Source organism: Microbacterium sp. (assembly GCF_031178445.1).
GTDB lineage: Bacteria > Actinomycetota > Actinomycetes > Actinomycetales > Microbacteriaceae > Microbacterium.
In genome coordinates this window covers 1-21,352 of the sequence record NZ_JAPSIY010000006.1, presented here as the reverse complement: position 1 = coordinate 21,352, position 21,352 = coordinate 1, and the positions used below count along the sequence as shown (strand labels likewise).

23 protein-coding genes are annotated in these 21,352 nt (G+C 68.6%); 7 read left to right on the top strand and 16 right to left on the bottom strand.

The features are described 5' to 3' along the window. Nucleotides 1-20: 20 nt before the first annotated feature. Nucleotides 21-1,475, top strand: a complete 1,455-nt coding sequence (locus tag RIN43_RS09960; RefSeq protein WP_309128763.1) for a cytosine permease — start codon at nucleotides 21-23, stop codon at nucleotides 1,473-1,475. Between the two features lie 37 nt (nucleotides 1,476-1,512). Continuing rightward, nucleotides 1,513-2,439 (top strand): LysR family transcriptional regulator, encoded by a 927-nt coding sequence (locus RIN43_RS09955; RefSeq protein ID WP_309128762.1) that lies wholly within the window; start codon nucleotides 1,513-1,515, stop codon nucleotides 2,437-2,439. Between the two features lie 82 nt (nucleotides 2,440-2,521). Here the strand turns inward: RIN43_RS09955 and RIN43_RS09950 are convergent, their stop codons facing one another. The 3 genes from RIN43_RS09950 to RIN43_RS09940 form a co-directional block, all read right to left on the bottom strand. Further along, on the bottom strand, nucleotides 2,522-3,670 hold the full coding sequence (locus RIN43_RS09950; protein WP_309128761.1) for a hypothetical protein: 1,149 nt from the start codon (nucleotides 3,668-3,670) through the stop codon (nucleotides 2,522-2,524). 30 nt (nucleotides 3,671-3,700) lie between these two features. Further along, a complete protein-coding gene (locus tag RIN43_RS09945) occupies nucleotides 3,701-4,681 on the bottom strand; it encodes an ester cyclase (protein WP_309128760.1) in 981 nt (326 codons plus the stop codon). 150 nt (nucleotides 4,682-4,831) lie between these two features. Beyond that, on the bottom strand, nucleotides 4,832-5,884 hold the full coding sequence (locus RIN43_RS09940; RefSeq protein WP_309128759.1) for a LacI family DNA-binding transcriptional regulator: 1,053 nt from the start codon (nucleotides 5,882-5,884) through the stop codon (nucleotides 4,832-4,834). 45 nt (nucleotides 5,885-5,929) lie between these two features. Between RIN43_RS09940 and hisD the strand changes: the two genes are divergently transcribed. Genes hisD through RIN43_RS09925 form a run of 3 tightly spaced genes read left to right on the top strand, consistent with a single transcriptional unit; the run spans nucleotide 5,930 to nucleotide 8,816 of the window. Continuing rightward, a complete protein-coding gene (gene hisD / locus RIN43_RS09935) occupies nucleotides 5,930-7,255 on the top strand; it encodes a histidinol dehydrogenase (RefSeq protein WP_309128758.1) in 1,326 nt (441 codons plus the stop codon). Beyond that, entirely contained in the window at nucleotides 7,252-8,025 is a 774-nt protein-coding gene (locus RIN43_RS09930; RefSeq protein ID WP_309128757.1) for an SDR family NAD(P)-dependent oxidoreductase, read from the top strand. The genes hisD and RIN43_RS09930 overlap by 4 nt, the downstream gene beginning before the upstream one ends. Beyond that, entirely contained in the window at nucleotides 8,025-8,816 is a 792-nt protein-coding gene (locus tag RIN43_RS09925) for an aldolase/citrate lyase family protein (RefSeq protein ID WP_309128756.1), read from the top strand. The genes RIN43_RS09930 and RIN43_RS09925 overlap by 1 nt, the downstream gene beginning before the upstream one ends. Before the next feature lie 37 nt (nucleotides 8,817-8,853). Here RIN43_RS09925 and RIN43_RS09920 read toward each other — a convergent pair whose 3' ends face one another. The 11 genes from RIN43_RS09920 to RIN43_RS09870 all read right to left on the bottom strand — a co-directional run bounded on the left by RIN43_RS09920 (nucleotide 8,854) and on the right by RIN43_RS09870 (nucleotide 19,177). Next, the gene (locus RIN43_RS09920) at nucleotides 8,854-9,537 is read right to left on the bottom strand and encodes an alpha/beta hydrolase (protein ID WP_309128755.1); all 684 of its coding nucleotides are present in this window, start codon (nucleotides 9,535-9,537) and stop codon (nucleotides 8,854-8,856) included. 3 nt (nucleotides 9,538-9,540) lie between these two features. Further along, nucleotides 9,541-10,437 (bottom strand): carbohydrate ABC transporter permease, encoded by an 897-nt coding sequence (locus tag RIN43_RS09915; RefSeq protein WP_309128754.1) that lies wholly within the window; start codon nucleotides 10,435-10,437, stop codon nucleotides 9,541-9,543. Next, the gene (locus RIN43_RS09910; RefSeq protein WP_309128753.1) at nucleotides 10,434-11,306 is read right to left on the bottom strand and encodes a sugar ABC transporter permease; all 873 of its coding nucleotides are present in this window, start codon (nucleotides 11,304-11,306) and stop codon (nucleotides 10,434-10,436) included. Before RIN43_RS09910 ends, RIN43_RS09915 begins: the two co-directional genes overlap by 4 nt. A gap of 72 nt (nucleotides 11,307-11,378) precedes the next feature. Further along, nucleotides 11,379-12,686, bottom strand: a complete 1,308-nt coding sequence (locus RIN43_RS09905; RefSeq protein WP_309128752.1) for an extracellular solute-binding protein — start codon at nucleotides 12,684-12,686, stop codon at nucleotides 11,379-11,381. 100 nt (nucleotides 12,687-12,786) lie between these two features. Continuing rightward, complete coding sequence (locus tag RIN43_RS09900; protein ID WP_309128751.1) at nucleotides 12,787-14,532, bottom strand: AarF/UbiB family protein; 1,746 nt, start codon at nucleotides 14,530-14,532, stop codon at nucleotides 12,787-12,789. Nucleotides 14,533-14,558: 26 nt separating this feature from the next. Continuing rightward, nucleotides 14,559-15,122, bottom strand: coding sequence for a PadR family transcriptional regulator (locus RIN43_RS09895; RefSeq protein ID WP_309128750.1), 564 nt, complete (start codon nucleotides 15,120-15,122; stop codon nucleotides 14,559-14,561). A gap of 104 nt (nucleotides 15,123-15,226) precedes the next feature. Continuing rightward, nucleotides 15,227-16,261 carry a PfkB family carbohydrate kinase gene (locus RIN43_RS09890; protein WP_309128749.1) on the bottom strand — a complete coding sequence of 345 codons (1,035 nt, stop codon included), beginning with the start codon at nucleotides 16,259-16,261 and terminating at the stop codon, nucleotides 15,227-15,229. Nucleotides 16,262-16,270: 9 nt separating this feature from the next. Continuing rightward, the gene (gene panB, locus RIN43_RS09885) at nucleotides 16,271-17,179 is read right to left on the bottom strand and encodes a 3-methyl-2-oxobutanoate hydroxymethyltransferase (protein WP_309128748.1); all 909 of its coding nucleotides are present in this window, start codon (nucleotides 17,177-17,179) and stop codon (nucleotides 16,271-16,273) included. Then, complete coding sequence (gene panD / locus RIN43_RS09880) at nucleotides 17,176-17,568, bottom strand: aspartate 1-decarboxylase (RefSeq protein WP_309128747.1); 393 nt, start codon at nucleotides 17,566-17,568, stop codon at nucleotides 17,176-17,178. Before panD ends, panB begins: the two co-directional genes overlap by 4 nt. Continuing rightward, nucleotides 17,550-18,419, bottom strand: a complete 870-nt coding sequence (gene panC / locus RIN43_RS09875) for a pantoate--beta-alanine ligase (protein WP_309128746.1) — start codon at nucleotides 18,417-18,419, stop codon at nucleotides 17,550-17,552. Before panC ends, panD begins: the two co-directional genes overlap by 19 nt. After that, nucleotides 18,416-19,177, bottom strand: coding sequence for a DUF2520 domain-containing protein (locus RIN43_RS09870; RefSeq protein ID WP_309128745.1), 762 nt, complete (start codon nucleotides 19,175-19,177; stop codon nucleotides 18,416-18,418). Before RIN43_RS09870 ends, panC begins: the two co-directional genes overlap by 4 nt. Before the next feature lie 266 nt (nucleotides 19,178-19,443). Between RIN43_RS09870 and RIN43_RS09865 the strand changes: the two genes are divergently transcribed. Both RIN43_RS09865 and RIN43_RS09860 read left to right on the top strand, forming a co-directional pair. Continuing rightward, nucleotides 19,444-19,929 (top strand): DUF2975 domain-containing protein, encoded by a 486-nt coding sequence (locus tag RIN43_RS09865; protein WP_309128744.1) that lies wholly within the window; start codon nucleotides 19,444-19,446, stop codon nucleotides 19,927-19,929. Nucleotide 19,930: 1 nt separating this feature from the next. Then, nucleotides 19,931-20,149, top strand: a complete 219-nt coding sequence (locus tag RIN43_RS09860; protein WP_309128743.1) for a helix-turn-helix transcriptional regulator — start codon at nucleotides 19,931-19,933, stop codon at nucleotides 20,147-20,149. A gap of 13 nt (nucleotides 20,150-20,162) precedes the next feature. On the opposite strand, the gene RIN43_RS09855 is transcribed toward RIN43_RS09860, so the two are convergent. Both RIN43_RS09855 and RIN43_RS09850 read right to left on the bottom strand, forming a co-directional pair. Next, on the bottom strand, nucleotides 20,163-20,480 hold the full coding sequence (locus RIN43_RS09855; protein ID WP_309128742.1) for a metalloregulator ArsR/SmtB family transcription factor: 318 nt from the start codon (nucleotides 20,478-20,480) through the stop codon (nucleotides 20,163-20,165). Further along, nucleotides 20,477-20,950: an SRPBCC domain-containing protein gene (locus RIN43_RS09850; protein WP_309128741.1), complete on the bottom strand. Its 474-nt coding sequence runs from the start codon at nucleotides 20,948-20,950 to the stop codon at nucleotides 20,477-20,479. The genes RIN43_RS09855 and RIN43_RS09850 overlap by 4 nt, the downstream gene beginning before the upstream one ends. Nucleotides 20,951-21,352 lie beyond the last annotated feature (402 nt).

Genomic DNA, 21,352 nt, shown 5'->3' with positions numbered 1-21,352 from the left:
GCAGCCGAAAGGATGCCGCCATGGCCGCTGCAGCCCCTGATGCGCCCCGCACCGCCGCCATCGAAGTCAAGTCGATCGACTACGTCCCGCTCGACGAGCGCGGTGGCAAGCCGTCGTCGTTGTTCTCGCTGTGGTTCATGTCGAACGCGAACCTGACCACGCTCGCGACGGGCATGGTCGGCGTGGCCATGGGCGCCGACTTCGTCACCTCCGTCCTCGCCGTGCTGCTGGGTGCGGCGGTCGGAACCGTGTTCACCGCATTCCACTCCGCTCAGGGCCCCCAACTCGGACTGCCTCAGATGATCCAGTCGAGGGCGCAGTTCGGGTACCGCGGCGTGGTGGTGATGTGCCTCGTCGTGATCGCCAGCATCGTCGGCTTCAACATCTTCAATCAGATCCTCGCGGCCGACGTCGTGCGCATGATCACGACGGTGGACGCCCCGGTGCTGTGGTACTCCGTCATCACGGCGCTCGCCCTCGCGCTGGCGATCTTCGGCTATCACTGGATCCACCGCGCGCAGCAGTGGCTGACATGGGTGTTCCTCGCCACCTTCGGCCTGTTCTCGGTGCTCTCGATCTTCTTCCTGCCGATGATGCCCGAGCGCTTCTGGTCGGGCAGCATCAACTGGCCCGCGTTCCTCGTGCAGTTCGGCGCCGCGTCGGCATACGCGCTGGGCTGGGCCCCTTACGTGTCCGACTACTCGCGTTACCTGCCCCCTCAGACCAGTCCGGCGAAGGCGCTGTTCCACACGTATTCGGGTGTGTTCGTCGGCGCAAGCTGGCTGATGATCCTCGGCGCCTTCGTCGCATCGCTGTTCGCGGACGTCGATCCGATCATCGCGGTGCAGCAGGCCGCCGACGACATCTTCCCTGGCTTCGGCCTGATCCTCCTGGTCGCGGCGCTGCCCGCCCTGATCACCGTCATCACGGTGAACATCTATGCCGCCGCGCTCGAGGTGATCACCTCCCTCGACTCGCTGCGCGGGGTGCGCGCGACCCGCCGGCTGCGCATCGTGTCGTGCACGGTCGTGGCGCTCGCCGGCTTCCTGGGCGCCGCACTGTCGTCGGGAGCCTTCCTGGACAGCTTCGGCAGCTTCCTCGTCGTGCTGCTCTACGTGCTCGTCCCCTGGACGTCGGTCAACCTCGTCGACTATTACCTCGTGCGACGCGGCACCTACGCGGTGGCGCAGATCTTCGAGCCGAGGGGAATCTACGGCTCCTGGGGCTGGCGCGGCCTCACCGCCTACGCGGCCGGGATCGTCGCCATGGTGCCGTTCGCCTCGACCGTCTGGTACACCGGCCCCGTGGCCGAGCTCATGGGCGGCATCGACATCGCGCTCTTCGCCGGCCTGCTCGTATCCGGCGGGGTGTACCTGCTGCTGGGCCGGTCGCTGGACCTCAGAGCCGAGCGTGCGCTGGCGGCTGAGGAGTCCGCCCGCACCGGCATCCGTGCAGTGAGCTTCAGCGGAAGGTGACGCGTCGCCCCGTGCCGGTGCGCTGTATCGTTCTCGCGTGACTCTCGCGCAGCTCAGGGCCTTTCTCGCGGCGATGGATTCCGGGTCGTTCACCGCCGCCGCGGCGGAGATCGACTCCACCCAGGCATCCGTGTCAGAGCTCGTGGCGCGCCTTGAACGCGAACTGGGCCTTCCGCTGTTCACCCGCGGTGGACGACGACTGGTGCCGACCGCCGCCGCACGGGAACTGCGCCCGCATGCGCTGCGAGCCGTCGCTGCCATCGGCGACGGGCTCGGAGCGGTCAGCGCCCTGCGCTCGCTCGACGGCGGCACCTGCACGTTCGGTGTGCTGCGCAATGCCGCGTACTACGACCTGTCGGACCTCGTCGAGACCTTCCACCTCCGCCACCCGAACGTGCGCGTGCGCCTGGTCGGCCTGAACTCGGCGCTGGTCGGCGAGTCGGTCGCCAAGGGCGAGATCGAGGCCGGCTTGGTCGTGCTGCCGATCGACGCCACCGGCCTCAGCGTGACCCCGCTGTTCCGAGATGAGGTCGTCTATGCCTCGGCTTCGCGTTCAGCTGACGGCCCTCCGGTGGAGATCGAGGAGGTCGCGGCTGCGAAGCTCGTGCTGTACGACGCTTTCGCCGGCTGGGAGGACCCGACCCGCCGGCAGCTGCTGGAGCGGGCCAGGGCGCGCGGCCTGACACTCGACCCTGCGATCGAAGTCGAGCACGTCGAGACCGCTCTCGGTCTTGTCGCCGCCGGAGCGGCGGACTCGATCGTCTCGCGGACGATCGCCGAATCGGAGACCTTCCCGGATGGCATCCGCACATTCCCGTTCGCCGAGCCGCTTTACGACACGATCGCTCTCGTGCAGAGAGAGGGAGTCATGATCTCGCCGGCGACGCAGCGGCTGGCCGAGCTCGCCCAGCGAATGCTGCTCGAGCGGGTCACGGAGCACGGCGGCCGCACGAGCCTGACATGAGCACCCGCGCGACGCACGCGAGGCGGGGCCGGCGTCGTGCCGGCCCCGCCTGGTTCGCCGCCGTGCTCTACGGCGTCGGCGATCAGTCGTCCTCGGTGGCCGTCACCATGACACCGAGCGGTGCGAGGTAGCCGTTCGGGTCGATGGTGACGTCGGCGGCCTTGGCCGCTTCGACCACATCCGGCGCCCACTCCGGGTACACCCGGTCGTCGCCGCCGTTGATCACGAGGATCTCGCCGGCGCCGGCCTCGCCGTTCTCGACGCAGCTGAACGAGCGCCAGGCGCCGACCGGCACCGAGAACGAGTCGCCGGGACCGAAGCGCAGTGCGGTGGCGGGGTCGCCGTTGAGTACGACCTCCCACTGGCCCGACTTCACGAGCAGAGCCTGGGTCTGCTGCTGGCGGAAGCGCAGCACACCCTGCCCGGCCTCGGCCCGCACCCAGGCGAGGTTGAACGAGTGCGGTTCGTGGATCGAGGGCACCTGACGGCGGTTCTGCGTCATGCCGTAGCCGATCACCAGTGCCAGGTCGACCTTCCCGCCCTCGACGGCCGTGCACAGCAGCGCGCGGGAGTCGTACTTGCGGTCGCCGGGCTGCACGACCCGCGAGCGCATCTCCTCGACCGAGTACGCCGTGAGCTCGTCGATGTAGTGCTGCTTCATCGGCTTGATGAGGTCGGCGTCGTCGGGCAGGACGTCTCCGGCGACGGTGTCGATGAGCCGGTTGTCGGCCGTCAGGTGCAGGCCGTACGACTCCGCCTCGCGCAGCACCGAGGGACCCCAGATGATGCCGCCGGTGTCGTCGCGGCCGAGCACGGTGTAGAGGATGCCCTCATCGGGACCCTCGTTCGTGAAGCCGCGGAAGATCCAGGTGGGGATCGAGATCACGTCGCCGTCGTGGCTGACGTACTCTCCCTGCTTGCCGTCGACACCCCAGCGCAGACGGAACTCACCGCCCAGGTTGACGAAGACCTCGGCCGTGAAGTGCAGGTGCAGGTTGTTCGAGATGCCGTTCGGCATGCCTGCCGCGCCTGTGTTGAACCCGTGCTGCTCGGTCAGGTTGATGTACTGGTTCGCGCTCTGCGAGACCCCCACGCCGATGAAGGAATAGTTCTCCTTCTGATCGGATCCCGGGGTGCGGCAGTCGATGAATGCCGCGTTGCAGGCGACCCAGTCGGACTTGCGGATCGTCCGTCGATCGATCTCGGCCGCATCGACGATGACGTCGTTCATTTCACTCTCTCCTTGCTGATCTTCGTTGCTTCAGTAGATGTTCGAAGGCCCCACGGGCTCATCGCCCCGCATGCCGGCGATCTGCGCGCGCAGCGCGATGTCATCCCACAGGCGGACCTCCTTCACCAGGGCGCCCTGGTGGAACGTGAACTGTGAGATGCCGAGCACGTCGACCGGCTTTCCGGTCAGAGGGCCGTAGTTCGGCCGCCCGTTGTAGTCGCCGACGAACTTCCACGTGACGGCGACGCGCAGACCGGCGTACCGGACGTCGTAGTTCGTCTGGATGTCGCGGATCTCGAACTGCCCGCCCGGGAACGACTCGAGGAAGCGCAGCAGTGCTCGTCGGTATCCCTCGGGCCGGAGCACGGTGCGGTCGCCGACGGTGAGCAGGACCAGATCGCGCAGGAAGTACCGCTCCACCTTCTGAAGGTCGCGCTCGTTCCACACGGTCTGGATCATGTCGATGACGAGCTCGACCTCTGTGCGGTGATCGTCGGGGCGCGGTCCGGAGTCGCCGACGGCGATGGGGTCGGCCGGCGCCGCCTCGGTCCACGAGCCCTGGTATCCGCGGAACGCCTGCTTGCGGGCGAGTTCGTCGAGGTCGTCGCCACGGCGGAGTGCACCCGCCAGGCTGTCGCGCACGACCCATTCCTCGACCATGCGGCCGCGGCGGTACAGGCAGTTCGCGATCGTCCGGCTCACACCGAGCTGGTGAAGGTCGCCCGAGAGGACGAGGTGCGAGCTGAGGAACGCGTCGTCGCCGCGCGCCTCCCAGATGACGTCCTCGGCCTGGCCGGTGCGGTCGGGGGTGTCGGAGATGCGCATGAGCGTGCCCTCGATCACCTCGTCCCGCGTCGTGGAGGTGCCGTAGGCGCCGTGCACGATCGAGTCGGGCTCGTAGTTCTCACGGATGTAGCCGATCGAGCGATCCACCCAGATGAGATCGGTCACTTCGCGGATGAAGTCGTCGGGGTCCTTATAGGGCTGGTAGGCGACCGGGTCGAGAGGCACGCTGTTGCTCCTTTGCTGCTTTACATGTCGACGACGCCCGGACGGCGACTGTCGATGTTTGGCAGTGTATGCGTATGCACAACTAGATGCAATAGCGGATCTCAGAACAAGCGGTTGTCGTCGGTCGCGCCGAGATCCGACGCGCTGCGTTCAGGCCCTCGGCGGCGCGACCGTGCTGCGCTCGACGAACGACGAGTCGAACCGGGACTCGTCGTTGGGTGCGTCCGGCTGCTCGATGCGCCGGACGATCAGATCGGCGGCGGCACGCGCCATGCCCGTGATGTCGTATCCGATCGTGGTCAGGTCGACGATGGGCCAGGCGGCCTCCGGCAGGTCGTCGAAGCCGATGACGGAGATGTCGTCCGGCACGCTCAGCCCCGCGCGCCGCGCGGCGTTGAGCGCTCCGTATGCGACCACGTCGTTGCCGCAGAACAGTGCGGTCGGCCGTTCGGCGAGGTCGAAGAGCTCGGCCGCCGCCGCTTCGCCGTCGGCGGCGCTGTACGGCGCTCGGCGCACGTTCGCCTCGGGAAGGATCAGACCATTGGCCGCGAGCGCCGCCCGCAGGGCCGCCTCGCGCCCCTGCGCGGTGCTGGTGTTGGCAGGACCGAGCACGGCGCCGATGCGGGTGTGCCCGAGTCCGACGATGTGGTCGACAGCCTCGCGATAGCCCTTCTGGGGGTCGACGACAGCCGCATCCGCGCCGACGAGCGTGCCGACGCGATTGAAGTACACGAAGGGCATGCCGCGGTCGCGCAGACGGAGCGGGGCAACCGAGTCGACCGTGGACGTTGCGAGCAGGACGCCGTCCAGTCCGTTGGCGATCAGCCGCTCGGCCACGGTCTCGTTGTCGGCGGTCTCGGTGTGGAGCATGAGCTGGTAGCCGAGCCGCTCGAGCTCGCGGTGCACCGGCGCGATGATGTGGGAGTAGAACTGGTTGTCCAGGTCGGTGACGAGAAGCCCGATGCGTCTCGTCCGCCCGGAGGAGAGGGCCCGTCCCGCCTCGCTGGGCACGTAGCCGAGCAGCTGCGCCGCCTCGCGCACGCGTCTCTTCGTCTCGCCCGACACCCTCGAGTCGTCCCGCAGGGCACGCGAGACAGTCGGCTGGGACACGCCTGCCAGGCGTGCGACATCGCGGCTCGTGACCACTGCGGACTCCCCCTCCACTGGTTCATCGGATTCTAGACCCCTTGACCCGCAATGCATACGGCGTCATAATCTCAGCATACGTATGCATTGAGAGGAAGCCCCATGGCCCTGCACTTGAAGTCGGCCCCGTCTAAGTCCTTCGCCGACACCGCACAGCGCGATGTCGCCGAGCGGGTGACGGCGATCATCGACGAGATCCGCGTCGAAGGAGACGCGGCCGTCCGCCGCTATGCCGAGCAGTTCGACGGATGGAGCCGCGACTCGTATCGGCTCGACGACGAGGAGATCGACCGCATCATCGGCACCCTCGATCAGCAGGTGATCGACGACATCGAGTTCGTGCAGGCGCAGGTGCGCCGGTTCGCCCAGGCGCAGCGCGACACACTCGTCGATATGGAGGTCGAGACGCTGCCCGGCGTGCTGCTCGGGCAGAAGCACGTGCCGGTTCAGGCGGCCGGCGCATACATCCCGGGCGGAAAGTACCCCCTGACGGCATCCGCCCACATGACCATCATCACGGCGAAGGTCGCCGGCGTGCCCAGGGTCGTCGCCTGCACGCCGCCGATCCGCGGTGAGATCCCCGCCGCAACGGTCGCCGCCATGAAGATGGCCGGTGCGGATGAGATCTACATCCTCGGCGGCATCCAGGCCGTCGCCGCCATGGCGGTCGGCACCGAGTCGATCGCTCCGGTCAACATGATCGCCGGCCCCGGCAACCCCTACGTCGCCGAGGCGAAGCGCCAGCTGTTCGGCGAGGTGGGCATCGACCTGTTCGCCGGCCCCACCGAGATCCTCATCGTGGCGGACGAGATGGCCGACCCCTTCTTCACCGCCGTCGACCTGCTGTCGCAGGCCGAGCACGGACCGGAATCCCCTGCGGTTCTGGTCACGACCTCCCAGCAGCTCGCCGAGGAGGTCATGCGCCTGATCGATCGCATCCTGCCCGAGATGCCGACGAAGGACTACGCCGAAGCGGCGTGGCGCGACTGGGGGCAGGTCATCGTCGCGGGCGATCTCGACGAGGCGTACCGCATCGCCGACGGCTTCGCGTCGGAGCATGTGCAGATCTTCACCGCCGAGCCCCGTGAGGCACTCACCCGCATGCACGATTACGGCGCCCTGTTCCTGGGCGAGAACACCTGCGTCTCGTACGGCGACAAGGTGATCGGCACCAACCACGTGCTGCCCACGCTCGGTGCTGCGCGCTATACCGGGGGCCTCTGGGTCGGCAAGTATCTGCGCACCGTGACGTACCAGGAGGTCGTCGACACGGCATCCTCGGCACTGCTCGGCGATGTGTGCGGCCGCGCCGCGCGTGTCGAGCTCTTCGAAGGTCACGCGCGCTCCGGCGACGCGCGCGTGTGGCGTCACGAGGGCAAGCGGTTCGACTGGATCGAATCCGCCCTCGATGCTCAGGCGGCCTCGTGACTTCGCTCGCTGGTCGCACCGCCCTCGTGACGGGCGGGGGCAGCGGGCTCGGCTCCGCCATCGCCGCCGCGCTGCACGCGCAGGGCGCCGAGGTCGTCGTGGTGGGGCGCGACGAGTCCAAGCTGCGGCAGGTCGTGGACCGGCTCGGCGAGCGTGCGCGGATGCTGACCTGCGATGTGGCAGACGCGGCGTCGGTCGACGCCCTCCGCGACACACTGGCAGACACGGATCTTCCGGGCGGCGGGATCTCGATCCTCGTCAACAACGCCGGCATCCCCGGTCCCGTCGCGGCCCTCACGGACATCGAACCCGAGGCCTGGGACGAGGTGTTCGCCGTGAACGTCCGTGGCACCTACCTGCTCTGCCGAGCGTTCCTGCCCGGGATGGTCGCCCGCGGCGACGGCGACGTGATCAACATCGCATCCGTCTCCGGCAAGCGCCCCCTCGCCCATCGCACGCCGTACTGCGCGTCGAAGATGGCCGTCATCGGTCTGACCTCGACTCTGGCGTTCGAGGTCGGGCCGGCGGGAGTACGGGTGAACACCCTGTCGCCGGGACCGGTGGCCGGGCCCAGGATGGAGCGCAACTTCCGTCTGGAGGCGGAGCGCTCCGGCTCGACGATCCAGGATGCCGAGCAGGCCTTCGTCTCGCGCTCCGCGCTCGGGCGCATGGTCACCGAAGCCGAGGTCGGTGCGGCCGTCGTGTCGATGCTCGGGATGCCGGGCATGTGCGGTGCCGACGTCGACCTCTCGGCCGGGATGGTGGCGTGATGGCCTCACTGCGGGCGCGCGCGCTGCGCGGGGAGCGTCTGATCGGCGGGCTGCTGCGGATGCCGTCCGAAGAGCTCGTCGAGATGTCGGCCATCGCAGGCATGGACTTCGTGCTGATCGACTGCGAGCACGGCCCCGCCGACGTGATCGCGCTGCGTCAGCACATCGCACTGGCGTCCGTGCACGACGTGCCGGTCATCGTGCGGGTGGGTGAAGACGATCCCGGCCAGATCCTGCGCGTGCTCGACCAGGGGGCGCAGGGCGTCCTGGCGCCCCACATCGACACCCGCGAGGATGCCGAGCGGCTCGTCGCAGCATGTCTGTATCCGCCGGACGGGAAGCGCGGCTTCGCCACGTACAGTCGCGCAGGGCGATTCGGTCGGACGCCCGCCGAGGAGCATCGCCGCTGGTTCCTGGAGAACACGCTCGTGCTCGGCATGATCGAGTCGCCGGTCGGTGTCGCGGCGGCCGGTGAGATCGCGACCACGCCCCGGCTGGACGGCCTCATGGTCGGGCCCGCCGACCTGGCGGCGGCATCCGGCCCCGCTGATCTGCCGGTGACCGATCAGATCGCGCTGGTGAACGCGTCGCTGCGCGACACCGGGTCGTTGCGCATGGACATCGTCGGCGACGCGGCCGCGGCTCGTCGTGCATTCGACGGCGGCGCGCAGCTGGTCGTCTACAACCTCGCCCATTCGCTGATGTCGCATCTCGAGGGCCTCGTCGACGGGCGTCCCTGGCCCCGCCGCACTCCGACCGGGCCGACTCCCACACAGCGCTCGGCGAAGTGAGCGGAGGGGGACCGGCCCCTCCGCTCAGATGCGATGCTCAGATGCGATGCTGCGCCCGCCAGTCGCTGATCAGCGAGCCGACGGTCTCCGGCCGCTCGAGCGGGAGCAGGTGTCCCCCGTCGGTCGAGACGTATCGCGCGTTCGGCACGGCCGAGGCGATCTCGGCGTGGAACGAAGGCGGGCAGATGGCGTCCTGCTGGCCGCCGATCACCAGCACGGGCATCGTGAGCTCATCCAGGCCGGGGCGCAGGTCGCGACGGGTCTGCTGCATCCGCAGCTGCGCCTGCAACCGCTGCTCGCCGGTGCGCTCGCCCATCTCGAGCGTGCGATCCACGGCGTCGACGCGTTCCCTGCCCTCCTTCGAGAGCAGCCCGTTCAGGATGCTCCTCTGCAGCTCGCGCGCGCTCTCGCCACGATCAATGCGGTCGAGCCAGTCCTGCCACCCGTCGCGCTGGGCCGGGGTGGGCTGCTTCGCATTCGTCGACATCACGCACAGACCCGCCACGCGCCGGGGCGCCGCCTGCGCGAGCGCCATGGCGACGATGGCTCCCAGTGAGAGTCCGACGAGCACGAATCGATCGGGAAGATCGGCCAGCAGCGCCTCCACCTGCTCAGACATGTCGGGCCGATCGAGTGCGGGCGCGATGGCCGGCTCGAGCCCGGTTCCCGTCCACAGGTCCGCTGTGCAGTTCATGCCGGGCAGCAGCACCAGGGGGTGCACCGCTCAGCCCTTCACAGCGCCGTCGCTGAGCCCCGCGACCAGGTACTTCTGAGCGATGAACGCGATTACGAACACCGGGATCGTGAGCAGCATCGACGCCGCTCCCGCCTGCTGCAGCATGGGCAGGGTCTGACCGAGCTGCGTGGCGATGAACACCGGCACGGTCTTGGACGACGTGTCGGTGAGAACGAGGGCGGTCAGGTACTCCTGGAAGGCGAACAGGAAGACGAAGATGCCCGCCGTGAGGATGCCAGGGCCCATGAGCGGAATCATCACGCGGCGCAGCATCCCGATGCGCGTGCATCCGTCGATCATGGCCGCCTCGTCGAGCTCGCGAGGGATCTCGGCGAAGAAGTTGCGCAGCAGCCAGATCGTGAACGGCTGGTTGATCGCGACCAGCGCGATGGCCAGAGCGAAGGTCGTGTCGTAGATGCCCAGGGCGCGGCTGATGTCGTACATCGGCAGCACGACCGCGAATCGCGGCAGTGCACGGAAGATCAGCGCGAGCACCAGCAGCAGCGCTGAGACATAACTCGGGAACCGCGAGAGCGCGTAGGCCGCGGGGATGCCGATGACCAGGGCGATCACCGTGGAGACCACCGCCACCACGATCGTGTTGACGAGGTAGTCGGCGAAGTAGGTGGTCTCCCAGAGATCGATGAAGGCCTTGAGCGTGGGCTCGTAGTCCCACAGCACCGGAGGGTTCGCGAAGGCGACATCGGTGGGCTTGGTCACCGAGAGCGTCATCCAGATGAAGGGACTGAGCGTCACCACGCAGAGGATCGCGAGCAGGATGCCGGTGGTGACCGGTCGCTTCGTCCTCTGCGGCGAGCGGCCCCGTGAGGCCGGGCGCCCGGTGGTGACCGCGCGCGTGGACAGGTCGAGGTCGGGGAGCGTCATCGTTCGGCCTTCGCTTCCTTGAAGATCCCGCGGATGAAGGGGATCAGCATCACCAGGATCAGGATGATCGTGAGCACGTTGATCGCGCTGCCGAGCCCGAGCTTCTGGGCTCCGTCGGCGAAGGCCACCGAGTACACGTAAAGCATGATCGACTCGTTGCCGATGGACTGGGCCTGCGGCGACAGCGGGATGAGGTTATCGAACATGCGGAGCACATCCATGATCGAGATCAGCGTGACGAAGCCGAGCACTCCGCGGATCGTCGGGATGATCACGTTCAGATGGGTCTGCAACGGAGTCGCGCCGTCGATCGTCGCGGCCTCTCGCAGCTCCACGGGCACGCCCTGCAGGCCGGCGAGGATGATGAGCATCGCGAACGGCAGCATGTGCCAGACGGTGTTGGCGATCACGAGGATGGCGTTGGGCACCTGGTCGGTGAACCACAGCACCTGCGTGCCCGAGAAGAGCCCGATGATGCGGTTGACCACCCCGCCGAAGTTGTCGTCGAAGAGCCACGAGAAGGCGACGGCGCCGACGAGGTTGGGAAGCACGTACGACACGAGCATGATCCCCAGCACCAGGGGGCGCGAGGTGGTGAGCCGGTTGAGGCCGACCGCGATGATGTAGCCGAAGACCAGCAGGATCGCCGTGGTGATCAGGGTGACCACCACCGTGAACATCGCCGCTCGCCCGAACCGCTCGTCGGTCAGCGCCTCGAGGAAGTTCTCCACGCCGACGAAGGTGCCGGGGGTGCCGTAGTGCACCTCCTCGAAGCTCCACTGGATGGTGCGCAGCAGCGGCAGCACCAGCAGTCCCCCCATCACCAGCAGGCTGGGGAAGAACAGGAGCCAGAACTCACGTGCCTTCATGGAACGTCCTCCTCTTGATGCCGCGGTCCGGACGCGGGGCCCGGACCGCGGCATCCATCGTCTCGCAAGCGGTCAGCCGGCGGCCTTCTCGCCGGCGGCCTGCATGCTGGCGAGGCCCTCATCGACCGAGATCTTGCCGTTGAGGATGTTCACCAGGATCGGCCGGATCTCATTCGTGACATCCGCGAGGACGGGCGACACGACCGGCGGCATCGCGGTGGCCATCGAGTCGTTCGCGGCCGCACCGTACGGCGAGTTCTCCTCGGTGACCATGCCCTCGCGTGCGGGGTACGCCGCCGGAACCGCCGCCTTCGACGCATCTTCACTGACGGCGGACGCCATCATCTCGAAGAGCATGTCGTGATCGAGTGCGGTGTTGAACGGGATGGACCAGCCGTCGATCGAGAGACGGTTGTAGGAGTGCGGTGCGTCGGCAGTGAGCTTCGGCGCACCCGCGAACCCGAAGCTGTCGGCGAGCTGGGTGTTGCTCTCCATGGTCAGGTCGATCATGCGACCCGAGAACATGATGGCCATGGCCGCGCTGCCGTTGAACAGCTGCTGCTGCACCTTCGGCTGGTCGAACGTCGTCACCTGCGGGTCCATGTAGGGCTTGAGGGCCAGCAGTGCCTCGAGAGCCTGCTTGGCCTCGGGGGTGTCGAGGGTCACTTCGCCCTCGGCGGTGGCGAAGTCGGCGCCGAGCGAGTTCATCGCAGCTTCGTAGCTGGTGGTGACATCGGCGGTGGCGAGCCAGGGCAGGGCGATGGGGTACTCCATCTCCCCCGCCGCCTTGATCTCCTCGGCCGCGGCGATCATGTCGTCGAAGGTCTCAGGCACCTCGAGCCCGAGCTCTTCGAAGATGTCGGTGCGGTACGCCATGACGTACATCTGCGCCTGCATCGGGATCGCGTACAGCTTGCCGTCGTACGACATGCCGGCACGCATCGACTCACTGATCTGATCGAGGCCGTAGTCGGCGGCGTACTTGTCCCAGAGATCGTCGAGCGGCACGAGCTTGCCGTCGTCGGCGAAGCCGGGGATCACGAACCCATAGGTCTCGAGGATGTCGTAGGTGCCTGTCTCACCCGCGAGCGTCGCGGTGGTCTTCGTCACCTGCCCACCGAAGTCGATCGGGTCGTGCTTGAGGGTCACCATGTCGGTCGTGCAGCTGGAGACCATGGTGTCGGTGAAGGGGTCGATAGCCGACGAGTTGTATGCGAGGACGTTGACGGTCGTCTTCTCTGCAGGAGCCTCGTAGGAGCACGACACCTTCGTCGCGTTCTCGTTGTCGGTGCGGGAACCAGCACCGCATGCGGTGAGGGCGACAGTCGCGCTGAGTGCCAGCGCGAATGCCGAGAGAGCCCGGGTAGTCATCTTTGCCATGCCCCGATGGTATACGTATGCATCCGACTTAGGGAAGCCTATTTTTCGAAACAGCTCCGCACTTGAATACGTATACGGCCAGCAGTGCTCTGACGCGGCCTCAGCGCCCACCCAGCCCACTGAACAACGCGTGCAGCAGCGGTACGACGGATGCGGCCATCAGGGTCACACCCAACCAGGGAACGACACCCAGCAGCAGCACGCCGCCGATGAGCATTCCGCCGAACAGCAGCGCGGAAACCGCACGCTTGCCGATACGGACGAGCTTGTCGAGGCGGCGTTCAAGGCGTGAGGTGTCGAAGGTGAGCGCGCCCTGATCGAGGCGGGTGAGCACCGAATCGATCTCGGCCGGCAGCCGCCAGAGGACGCCGGCATTCGAGAGCATCTGCCCCGCGAGATCCTGCGCGAGGCTGCCGCTCTCGGCGCGCAGCAGGCGGGTCGCGTACGGCTCGACGGGCTCCCAGATGTTGAACGTCGGGTCCAGCGAGCTGCACATGCCCGATGTGAGCGAGACGGCGCGCATGAGCAGCAGCAGCTTCTCGGGCAGCTGGACGGGCAGGGCGCGAACGGTGTCGCCGAACTCGACGGCGAACGCCTGGAACTCGCGGGGGTCGACGTCGCGGAGTTCGTTGAACCCCATGCCGCCGAACCGCGCGAAGAGCACGGTCAGCGCTCGCTCGAGCTCGGCCGTGCTCGCCGACGGCAGCAGCACACCGATCTCCTGCGCGGCGGAGACGAGACCGCGGCTGTTGCGTGAGGCGACGGCGATGATGAGGCTGCGCAGGCCGTCGCGCAGCCGGTCGGGCACCTCGGCCATCATGCCGAAGTCGACGAAGGTCAGGTGCCACCCGCCGGTTCCCGAGGCGTGCGGCGTGACGAAGATGTTGCCTGGATGCGGGTCGGCATGCACGAAGGAGTGCGTGAACACCTGGTCGAGCATGACCTCGGCGAACACCTGCGCGACTTCGGCGGGGTCGATTCCCGCCTCGCGCAGCCCGCGGGTGTCGTTGATCTTGATGGCGGTGACGTCTTCGAGAGTCAGCACGCGCCGCGTCGTGCGCTCCCACACCACGGCCGGCGCGCTCACCCGCGGCTCGTCGGCGAAGCACTCCGCGAACCGCTCGGCGCTGGCCGCCTCGTGCAGGTAGTCGATCTCCTCGTGGCAGGTCTGCGCGAACTCCTCCACGAGCGCGGGGGCGTCGACGCGGTCGGAGACGACGCGCACCCGGCGCAGCCAGCCCGCAACCCGGCGGAGGGCCGCCAGGTCGACCGCGACGATCTGATCGATCGCGGGACGCTGCACTTTGACGACGACGCGGTCGAGACCGGTGTCTGCGGCATCCGTCTCCGAAAGGACGGCGCGATGCGCCTGACCGAGGGATGCGGCAGCGACGGGCACCGGGTCGAACGACGCGAAAGCCCGCTCGAGCGGCACGCCCAGCTGTGCTTCGGCGAGCGCCCGGATCTCCTCGAACGGCACGGCCGGCACTTCGTCCTGCAGACCGGCGAGCTCTGCGGTGATCTCGGGCGGCAGCACGTCGAGCCGCGAGGACATGAACTGCCCGACCTTGATCATCAGACCGCCGAGGTCGACCGCGAGGTCGCGGAAGCGCCGGGCGAGGCGCAGCGTCCGTGCGTCCCTCGTGCTCTCGGCGACCCGCGACATCCCGAGCCGCGGCAGCACGAGCTCGTACCACCACGTCTGCACGAATGCGCGCGCGGCGAAGTTGAGGATGCGGCGATACCGGGCGCGGCCTCCGCGCCACGCGGCCGCGGCACGGCCGGCGCCCGCATCGCGAGCGGGGCGCTCGGCCTGCCATGAGGCCTCGGAATCGTGCTCCGCCATCGAGGCCCCTTCTTTCGGCGTCGGCGTCAACCGTCGGCGAGGATCGAGTACAGCCTACGGCGCGCCTCGTCGAGCACCTCGACGGCCTGCTGAACCTGCTCCGGCGTGCCTGTGCGCGCGACCTGGGCGGCGGCGCTGGCCAGCTCCATGCCGGCCTTGGGGATCGCGGTCATATTGCCGCCGGAGCGGGCGCCGAGGTTCTCCCACGGAGCGGGCTTGTCGGCGCCGGCCTCGGACTCGCGGATGCCCGTCTCGGTGAGCGAGTACGTCTTGCGACCGCCCTGCTCCTCCGAGGTGATGAGCCCTTCGTCCGCGAGCAGCTGCAGGGTCGGGTAGACCGATCCGGCGCTCGGCTTCCACGCCCCGCCGGAGCGCTCACCGATCTCGCTGATGATCTGGTAGCCGTGCATCGGCTTCTCGGCGAGCAGAGCGATGACCGCCGCGCGCACGTCGCCGCGCGCCATGCGCGAGCCGCCGGTGCGCTGTTCGAACTCCGCGCGCAGCTTGTCCATGGCGTCCCAGATGCCGGCGCCCGGCTTGCCGCCGTCGCCGAAGATGTGGCCGAAGCCGCCGGGGAACGAACCGTTCATGATGACCTCCTGGCATCGGACGGCGATCTGCCGAGCGATACTCAACGATATGTCGTTATATGTCGCTATGGAAGGGCGACATCTCGCCGGCGAGCGCGTCGCGTCTATCGAGCGGCGGGAGCCGCGAAGCGGCTCAGAAAGTCGTCGACCTCCGCCGCCGTCGGGGCGGAGTCGGGGCCGCGACGGGTGACCTTGATCGCGGCTGCGGCGTTGGCGCGGCGGCACGCGTCTGCCCAGGCCTGAGCATCCGCGTGCGGATGCCGAGCGATCTCGGCGAGCAGCGCCCCTGTATGGGTGTCGCCCGCACCGTTCGTGTCGATCGGGGTCTGCGGGAAGCCTTCGACATACGCGGTCTCGCCGGCGACGTGCACCGCGCACCCCGCAGCGCCGTCTCGCACGATCGTGACCGCGCCGTCGCGCAGCAAGGGTGCGAGCGTGCGGGCCTGCGCGCTGATCTCTCTTTCGGCATCCGACGCGCTCGCCGTCAATGAGCGCGCCGCGAGCAGGTCGGTCGCCTCTTCTGCGTTGCTGGTCCACACGTCGGTGCGCGCGAGCATCACATCGCGAACGACGTCGGGCAGCGTCGCGAACGCGGCACCGGGATCGAGCACGACGACTGCGGCCTCGGGCAGGGTCGCCATCCACGCCAGCAGCGGCTCGCGGGTCTGTTCGACCGCGAGCGAGTATCCGGTGACGCAGATCAGGTCGCCGGGTTGCGCGGCGGCGGTCGCCAGGCCATCGACGCTGATGTCTCGCTCGGCGCCGAGGGTCGTGAGGAAGGTGCGCTCTGCCGTCGGCTCGACCGCGACGATGCACAGTCCCGTGTCGCGCCCGACCACCGGCGGGGCGGGTGCCGTGATCCCGTCGGCGGCGAGAACCGCACGGATCAGGTCGCCGTTCGGGCCTGTTCCGTGCGCCCCGGCGTGCACGCACTCAGCACCGAGGCGCGCCGCAGCCAGCAGCACCGTCACCGCGCCGCCCGCGTAGTGAGCGACGGACGTGGCCATAACGTTCTGGCCCCGCGCGGGCAGATCGGGCACCTCCACGACGAGGTCGACCAGCGCCTGCCCGGTGTGGATGACCCGTGGCGCGCGGCTCCCGCCGGCGGAGAGACTGTCGGCGGCGGCATCCGTGCGCATGCGATCAGCCTATCCAGCGCCCGGCGAAGCGCCGGGGTGCCGCACACCCGCTCGGGCCGCGAGCAGCTGCCGCATCCGCTCAGCCTGTTCCGCCGGCATCGCGTAGCCGTGCTCGGGCGCCGGATACTCCCCCGAGCGCACCTCGCGGGCGTACTCCGTGACCCCGGCGAGCGCCGCGGCTCGCAGGTCGGCGTAGCGCTTCACGAACTTCGCCGCGGGCCCGTCGTACAGGCCGAGCAGGTCGTGGAAGACGAGCACCTGCCCGTCGGCATCCGCTCCCGCACCGATGCCGATCACGGGGATGCTCAGCAGCGGCATGAGCGCCGCCGTCACCTCGGCGGGCACGGCCTCGATGACGAGCAGGGAGCACCCGGCGTCCTGCAGGGCGAGGGCGTCGTCGATGACGGCGAGCGCCGCTTCGGCCGTGCGTCCCTGCGCCCGGTACCCGCCGAGCGCGGTGGCCGACTGCGGCGTGAGGCCGACGTGGCCGACGACGGGGATGCCGGCCGACACGATCGCCCTGGCTCGCTCGACAGTGCTGCCGCCGCGCTCGATCTTGACCAGGTCGCACCCCGCCTCCTTCACGAAGCGCTGGGCGGTGGCGATCGCGATGTCGTCGGATGCCTCGTACGAGCCGAACGGCAGGTCGCCGACGAGCAGGGCCGTGGTGAGGCCTCGGCGCACGGCCTTGGTCAGCATGAGCATCTCGTCGACAGTGACCGGCACGGTGCTGTCGTACCCGAGCACGGTCATCGCCGCGGAGTCGCCGACCAGCACCATGTCCACGCCGGCCTCATCGACGATCCGCGCACCGGGGTGGTCGTAGGCCGTGACCATGACGATGGGCTCGCCGTCCTTCTTCTTGGCGGCGAGATCGCCCAGGGCGAGCCGGCGTCGCGGCGCGTCATGCACGCTCATGCCGCCGCCTCGGTGAGCAGCAGGTCGACCGCGTCGTCGACCTGGATGATGCGATTGCCGCGATCGACGTGCACGACCACCGGCTCGTAGGTCTCGAGGTCCTCGCGCGAGTAGTCGGCGTAGGAGATGACGATGATGGTGTCGCCCGCGTGCACCAGCCGCGCGGCGGCGCCGTTGACCTGCATCGCGCCACTGCCGCGCTCACCTGCGATCGTGTACGTCTCGAAGCGGGAGCCGTTGTCGACGTCGACGACGTGCACCTGCTCGTGCGGCAGGATGTCGGCGGCCTCGAGCAGCTCGGGGTCGACGGTGATCGAGCCGACGTAGTTCAGGTCGCTGCCGGTGACGGTCGCGCGGTGGATCTTCGACTTCAGCATGGTGCGTCGCATCCGGTGCCGCCTTTCAGGAGGTGGTTGTCGATGAGCCGGGCGGCGCCGACGCGGGCGGCCACGGCCAGGAGCGCGTCGCCCTCGACCCGGTCGAGCGTGCGCAGGTCGTCGTTGCTGCGCAGCTCGAGGTACTCGGGCTCGATGCCGGCGTCGGCGAGCACGGTGCGCGCGGCATCCACGATGCGCGCGGCATCGCGCTCTCCGTTCGCGTGGACGGCCGCCGCGGCGTCGAGGGCGCGGTTGAGGGCGGTGGCCTGCTGTCGTGCCGCCGGGTCGAGATAGATGTTGCGCGAGCTCATCGCGAGGCCGTCGGGCTCGCGCATGATGGGGCACGCCTCGATGCGCACGTCGAGGTTCAGGTCGCGCACGATGCGGCGCACGACCATGACCTGCTGCGCGTCCTTCTGCCCGAAGTAGGCGACGTCGGGTGCGACGATCCCGAACAGCTTCGTGACCACGGTCGCGACGCCGTCGAAGTGGAAGGCGCCGCGGGCGGCGCCGTCGAGCACCTCGGTGAGCCCGGTGACATGGATGCTGGTGGCAAAGCCCTCGGGATAGATCTCTGCGGCGTCGGGTGCGAAGAGGATGTCGACACCCTGCTGCCCGGCGAGCTCGGCATCGCGGGCCTCGTCGCGAGGGTAGGAGGCGAGATCTTCGTTCGGGCCGAACTGTGTGGGGTTGACGAAGAGCGAGACGACGACGAGGTCGGTGTGGGCGCGGGCCTCGCGCATGAGTGAGAGATGCCCGTCGTGGAAGGCGCCCATGGTGGGCACCAGCCCGACGCGCTGTCGGGCTGCGCGGGCCGCCCCGACGACGGCCCGGATCTCGGGGATGGTGCGGATGATCCTCATGTGCGGGCCTCCGGTCGTTCGGTGCGCGATCGGGAGATGTCCCTGGCGCGGGCGACGAGCTCGTCGAAGAGCGGTGCGAGCTCAGCGTTCGCGGCGGTGACCGCATCCCTTTGGCGATCGACGGTGGCCTGGTCGCCGCGCACGAGCGGACCGGTGAGCGCCGCGCCCGCACCGGTGTGCGTCCAGTTGGCGACGGTGCGTTCCACCAGCGGGGCGAGAAGGCCGCGTGGATGCCGGATGCCGGCGGCGAGGGCGACCTGCTCCGCGGCATCGAGCACGGCGAGGGCGAGGTTCGACGCGAGTGAGGCGGCCGCGTGGTAGCCGGCGCGGTGCGCGTCGTCGACCTCGAACGGCCTGGCGCCCAGCGCGAGGGCGATCTGCTCCGCCGTGGCACGACCCTCGGCCGCGCGGCCGGCGATCGCGGCGCCGATTCCGCGGAAGATCTCCGGACCCTCGGTGCCGGTGAACGTCTGCAGCGGGTGGACGCTGAAGTCGACATCGTCGAGGCCGGTGGCGCCCGAGACGTGGCCGATCAGTCTGGCGCGGCGGGCCGTCTGCGCAGCGCGGGGGATCTCGGCATCCGGAACGCACAGGAGCGCGATGTCGGTGCGGGGAATCCCATCGTCACGTCCCAGCGGGCCCGTGACGGTGAACTCCGCGGCACGGAGAGCAGCCGCGAGCACGCCGCCGAGCCGGCCGGCGCCGATGACGGCGACGGTGGCAGACGGCGGGGCGGTGGGCGCTGAGGTGAGTGTCATGACGCGTGCACGTGGTCAGGGGACGGCGGCTGGATGTGATGAGTATCCGCCCGCGGGCGGCACGGCACCAAACCACAGAGCATTCCGCATGGGCACCACGGCGCGCAAGGGGCAGTATGCATTCCAACGGTGGTGCACGCCTGCCATATTGCTCTCGCCCGATTCGTCTAGCACTGTCCACCCGCTCGCACTACCTCCGCAACAGCACTTTCCGAATCGAACGATAAACGATAGATTGTCATCGTCATACGACGAGAGGCGACAATATGGGCAAGACGATGATTCTGCTGCTGCGCGTGGTGATCGCACTGGCGCTCGCGGGCTCGCTGGTGGTTCAGACGGTGATCGTGCCATTGCTGTGGATCGACCTCGAACGGGCCCCCACCTGGTTCCGCGTGAGCTTCGTCGTCATCGCGGTGCTCGGCGTCGCGACGATGCAGGTGTTCGCCGTGTGCGTCTGGATGCTGCTCACCAAGGTGCGTCGCGGATCGATCTTCCAGCCGGCGTCGTTCCGCTACGTCGATGTGATCATCGGCGCGATCGCGGCTGCGGCGGTACTGGCCTTCGCATTCGCGGCGATCCTGGCCCCGACGCGGGTCGCCCCTGGCATCGTGGGCCTGGTCTGCGGTGCGTCGCTGGTGCTCGCCGGCTTCGCGCTGCTCGTGGTCGTGATGAAGGCGCTGCTGCGTCAGGCGATCGACCGCGAGGCCGAGGCGAAGACCCTGCGCGACGAGCTCGGCGAGGTGATCTGACATGCCTGTGATCGTCGACATCGACGTGATGCTCGCTCGTCGCAAGATGGCGGTCGGCGAACTCGCCGACCGTATCGGCATCACTCCGACCAACCTCGCCGTGCTGAAGAACGGACGCGCCAAAGCCGTGCGGTTCACGACGCTCGATGCGCTGTGCGAGGTGCTGGAATGCCAGCCGGGAGATCTGCTCCGGTGGGTGCCGGAGGCCGGCGACAGCTGAGCCGGCACCCGGCCTACAGCCCCTCCGCGATCTCCTTGATCTCGGCGAGACGGCGATCCCACTTCCTGCCGATGGCGTCGAGCGCCCGGGCGGTGGCAGCGAGCTCGGCGCCGATCACCCGGAACCGCACCTCTCGGCCGACCCGCACGGGCTCGACAAGACCGACTTCCTGCAGCACGGCGAGGTGCTTGGCGATCGCCTGGCGGGAGACCGGCAGCCGCTCGGCGAGGGCCGAGGCCGAGGCCTCCCCCTCGCCGAGCGCCGTCAGGATGCTCCACCGCGTCTCATCGGCGAGCGCAGCGAACATGGGGATCAGAGCACCTGCGGTCACGCCTCTCCTTCCACGAGGGCGACGAGCTTGTCGAGTTCGGCGTCCCAGCCGATCCGGTGATCTTTGAGGTTGGCGACCGGGTCGGAGGTGCGCTCGAAGCCCGTCTCGACGACGGTGAGCCGGGTGCCGCCTTCGACCTCTTCGAGCGTGAACGTGAACACCGTCGACGTCGCCTCGTCGAGTTCTGCGGGTGCATCTCCGAGTGCGTCGTCGTTGCTCCAGGCGTAGGCGACGAGCCGGTTCTCCTCTTTCGACTCGACGCGCAGCGGAATCGACGTCCCGTCGGAGAAGGTCATCGTGCCCAAGGCGCCGACACCGGCCCCGTCGAGGACGGTGCGACCGAACCAGCGCGAGATGTGCTCCGGTTCGGTGACGGCGCGCCACACCTTGTCGACGGAAGCCGCGATGTGGATGCTCCGCCGCACGGAGAAGGTCTCCTCGTCGACGATCGAGGAGGAACTGTCTGTCATGTTCACCATGATGGTGCCTTTCTGAATGATTGTCAGAGGCCGATCGGCCATGTGCAACTTCATAGTTGCACTAGTTGGATTGATGCGCAACCCTCAGGTTGCAGTCAGGGATTCCACTCCGCAGGCCCCGCGATCCGCCCGCCGATGCTCGCCCGAGCGCAGCATCCACATCCCCGACGTTCATCCGGCCGTGTCTCCGCGTTCACCTCCGCCGCCTATGTTGAGTGCGGTCGCGTGACCGCGGCCACAACTCGTAAATATTTTTGTGTATATGCCACAACGCTCGGGTAATGTCGAAGCGGCATCACTCGACGACGAGAAGGGACGACCATGGTCGACATCCGAAAGAAGCGCTGGCCCCTCATCGGGATCACGGCGGTTGCAGCAGTGGCACTGACGGGC

What these genes read in the sequence shown, in the direction of transcription:
- panD (WP_309128747.1), bottom strand. Translation starts at nt 17,568, where the DNA reads ATGCGACGCACCATGCTGAAGTCGAAGATCCACCGCGCGACCGTCACC.
- hisD (WP_309128758.1), top strand. Translation starts at nt 5,930, where the DNA reads ATGGCCCTGCACTTGAAGTCGGCCCCGTCTAAGTCCTTCGCCGACACC.
- RIN43_RS09905 (WP_309128752.1), bottom strand. Translation starts at nt 12,686, where the DNA reads ATGGCAAAGATGACTACCCGGGCTCTCTCGGCATTCGCGCTGGCACTC.
- RIN43_RS09910 (WP_309128753.1), bottom strand. Translation starts at nt 11,306, where the DNA reads ATGAAGGCACGTGAGTTCTGGCTCCTGTTCTTCCCCAGCCTGCTGGTG.
- RIN43_RS09925 (WP_309128756.1), top strand. Translation starts at nt 8,025, where the DNA reads ATGGCCTCACTGCGGGCGCGCGCGCTGCGCGGGGAGCGTCTGATCGGC.
- panB (WP_309128748.1), bottom strand. Translation starts at nt 17,179, where the DNA reads ATGAGCGTGCATGACGCGCCGCGACGCCGGCTCGCCCTGGGCGATCTC.
- RIN43_RS09870 (WP_309128745.1), bottom strand. Translation starts at nt 19,177, where the DNA reads ATGACACTCACCTCAGCGCCCACCGCCCCGCCGTCTGCCACCGTCGCC.
- RIN43_RS09900 (WP_309128751.1), bottom strand. Translation starts at nt 14,532, where the DNA reads ATGGCGGAGCACGATTCCGAGGCCTCATGGCAGGCCGAGCGCCCCGCT.
- RIN43_RS09895 (WP_309128750.1), bottom strand. Translation starts at nt 15,122, where the DNA reads ATGAACGGTTCGTTCCCCGGCGGCTTCGGCCACATCTTCGGCGACGGC.
- RIN43_RS09865 (WP_309128744.1), top strand. Translation starts at nt 19,444, where the DNA reads ATGGGCAAGACGATGATTCTGCTGCTGCGCGTGGTGATCGCACTGGCG.
- RIN43_RS09890 (WP_309128749.1), bottom strand. Translation starts at nt 16,261, where the DNA reads ATGCGCACGGATGCCGCCGCCGACAGTCTCTCCGCCGGCGGGAGCCGC.
- RIN43_RS09850 (WP_309128741.1), bottom strand. Translation starts at nt 20,950, where the DNA reads ATGACAGACAGTTCCTCCTCGATCGTCGACGAGGAGACCTTCTCCGTG.
- RIN43_RS09960 (WP_309128763.1), top strand. Translation starts at nt 21, where the DNA reads ATGGCCGCTGCAGCCCCTGATGCGCCCCGCACCGCCGCCATCGAAGTC.
- RIN43_RS09915 (WP_309128754.1), bottom strand. Translation starts at nt 10,437, where the DNA reads ATGACGCTCCCCGACCTCGACCTGTCCACGCGCGCGGTCACCACCGGG.
- RIN43_RS09950 (WP_309128761.1), bottom strand. Translation starts at nt 3,670, where the DNA reads ATGAACGACGTCATCGTCGATGCGGCCGAGATCGATCGACGGACGATC.
- panC (WP_309128746.1), bottom strand. Translation starts at nt 18,419, where the DNA reads ATGAGGATCATCCGCACCATCCCCGAGATCCGGGCCGTCGTCGGGGCG.
- RIN43_RS09940 (WP_309128759.1), bottom strand. Translation starts at nt 5,884, where the DNA reads ATGCATTGCGGGTCAAGGGGTCTAGAATCCGATGAACCAGTGGAGGGG.
- RIN43_RS09860 (WP_309128743.1), top strand. Translation starts at nt 19,931, where the DNA reads ATGCCTGTGATCGTCGACATCGACGTGATGCTCGCTCGTCGCAAGATG.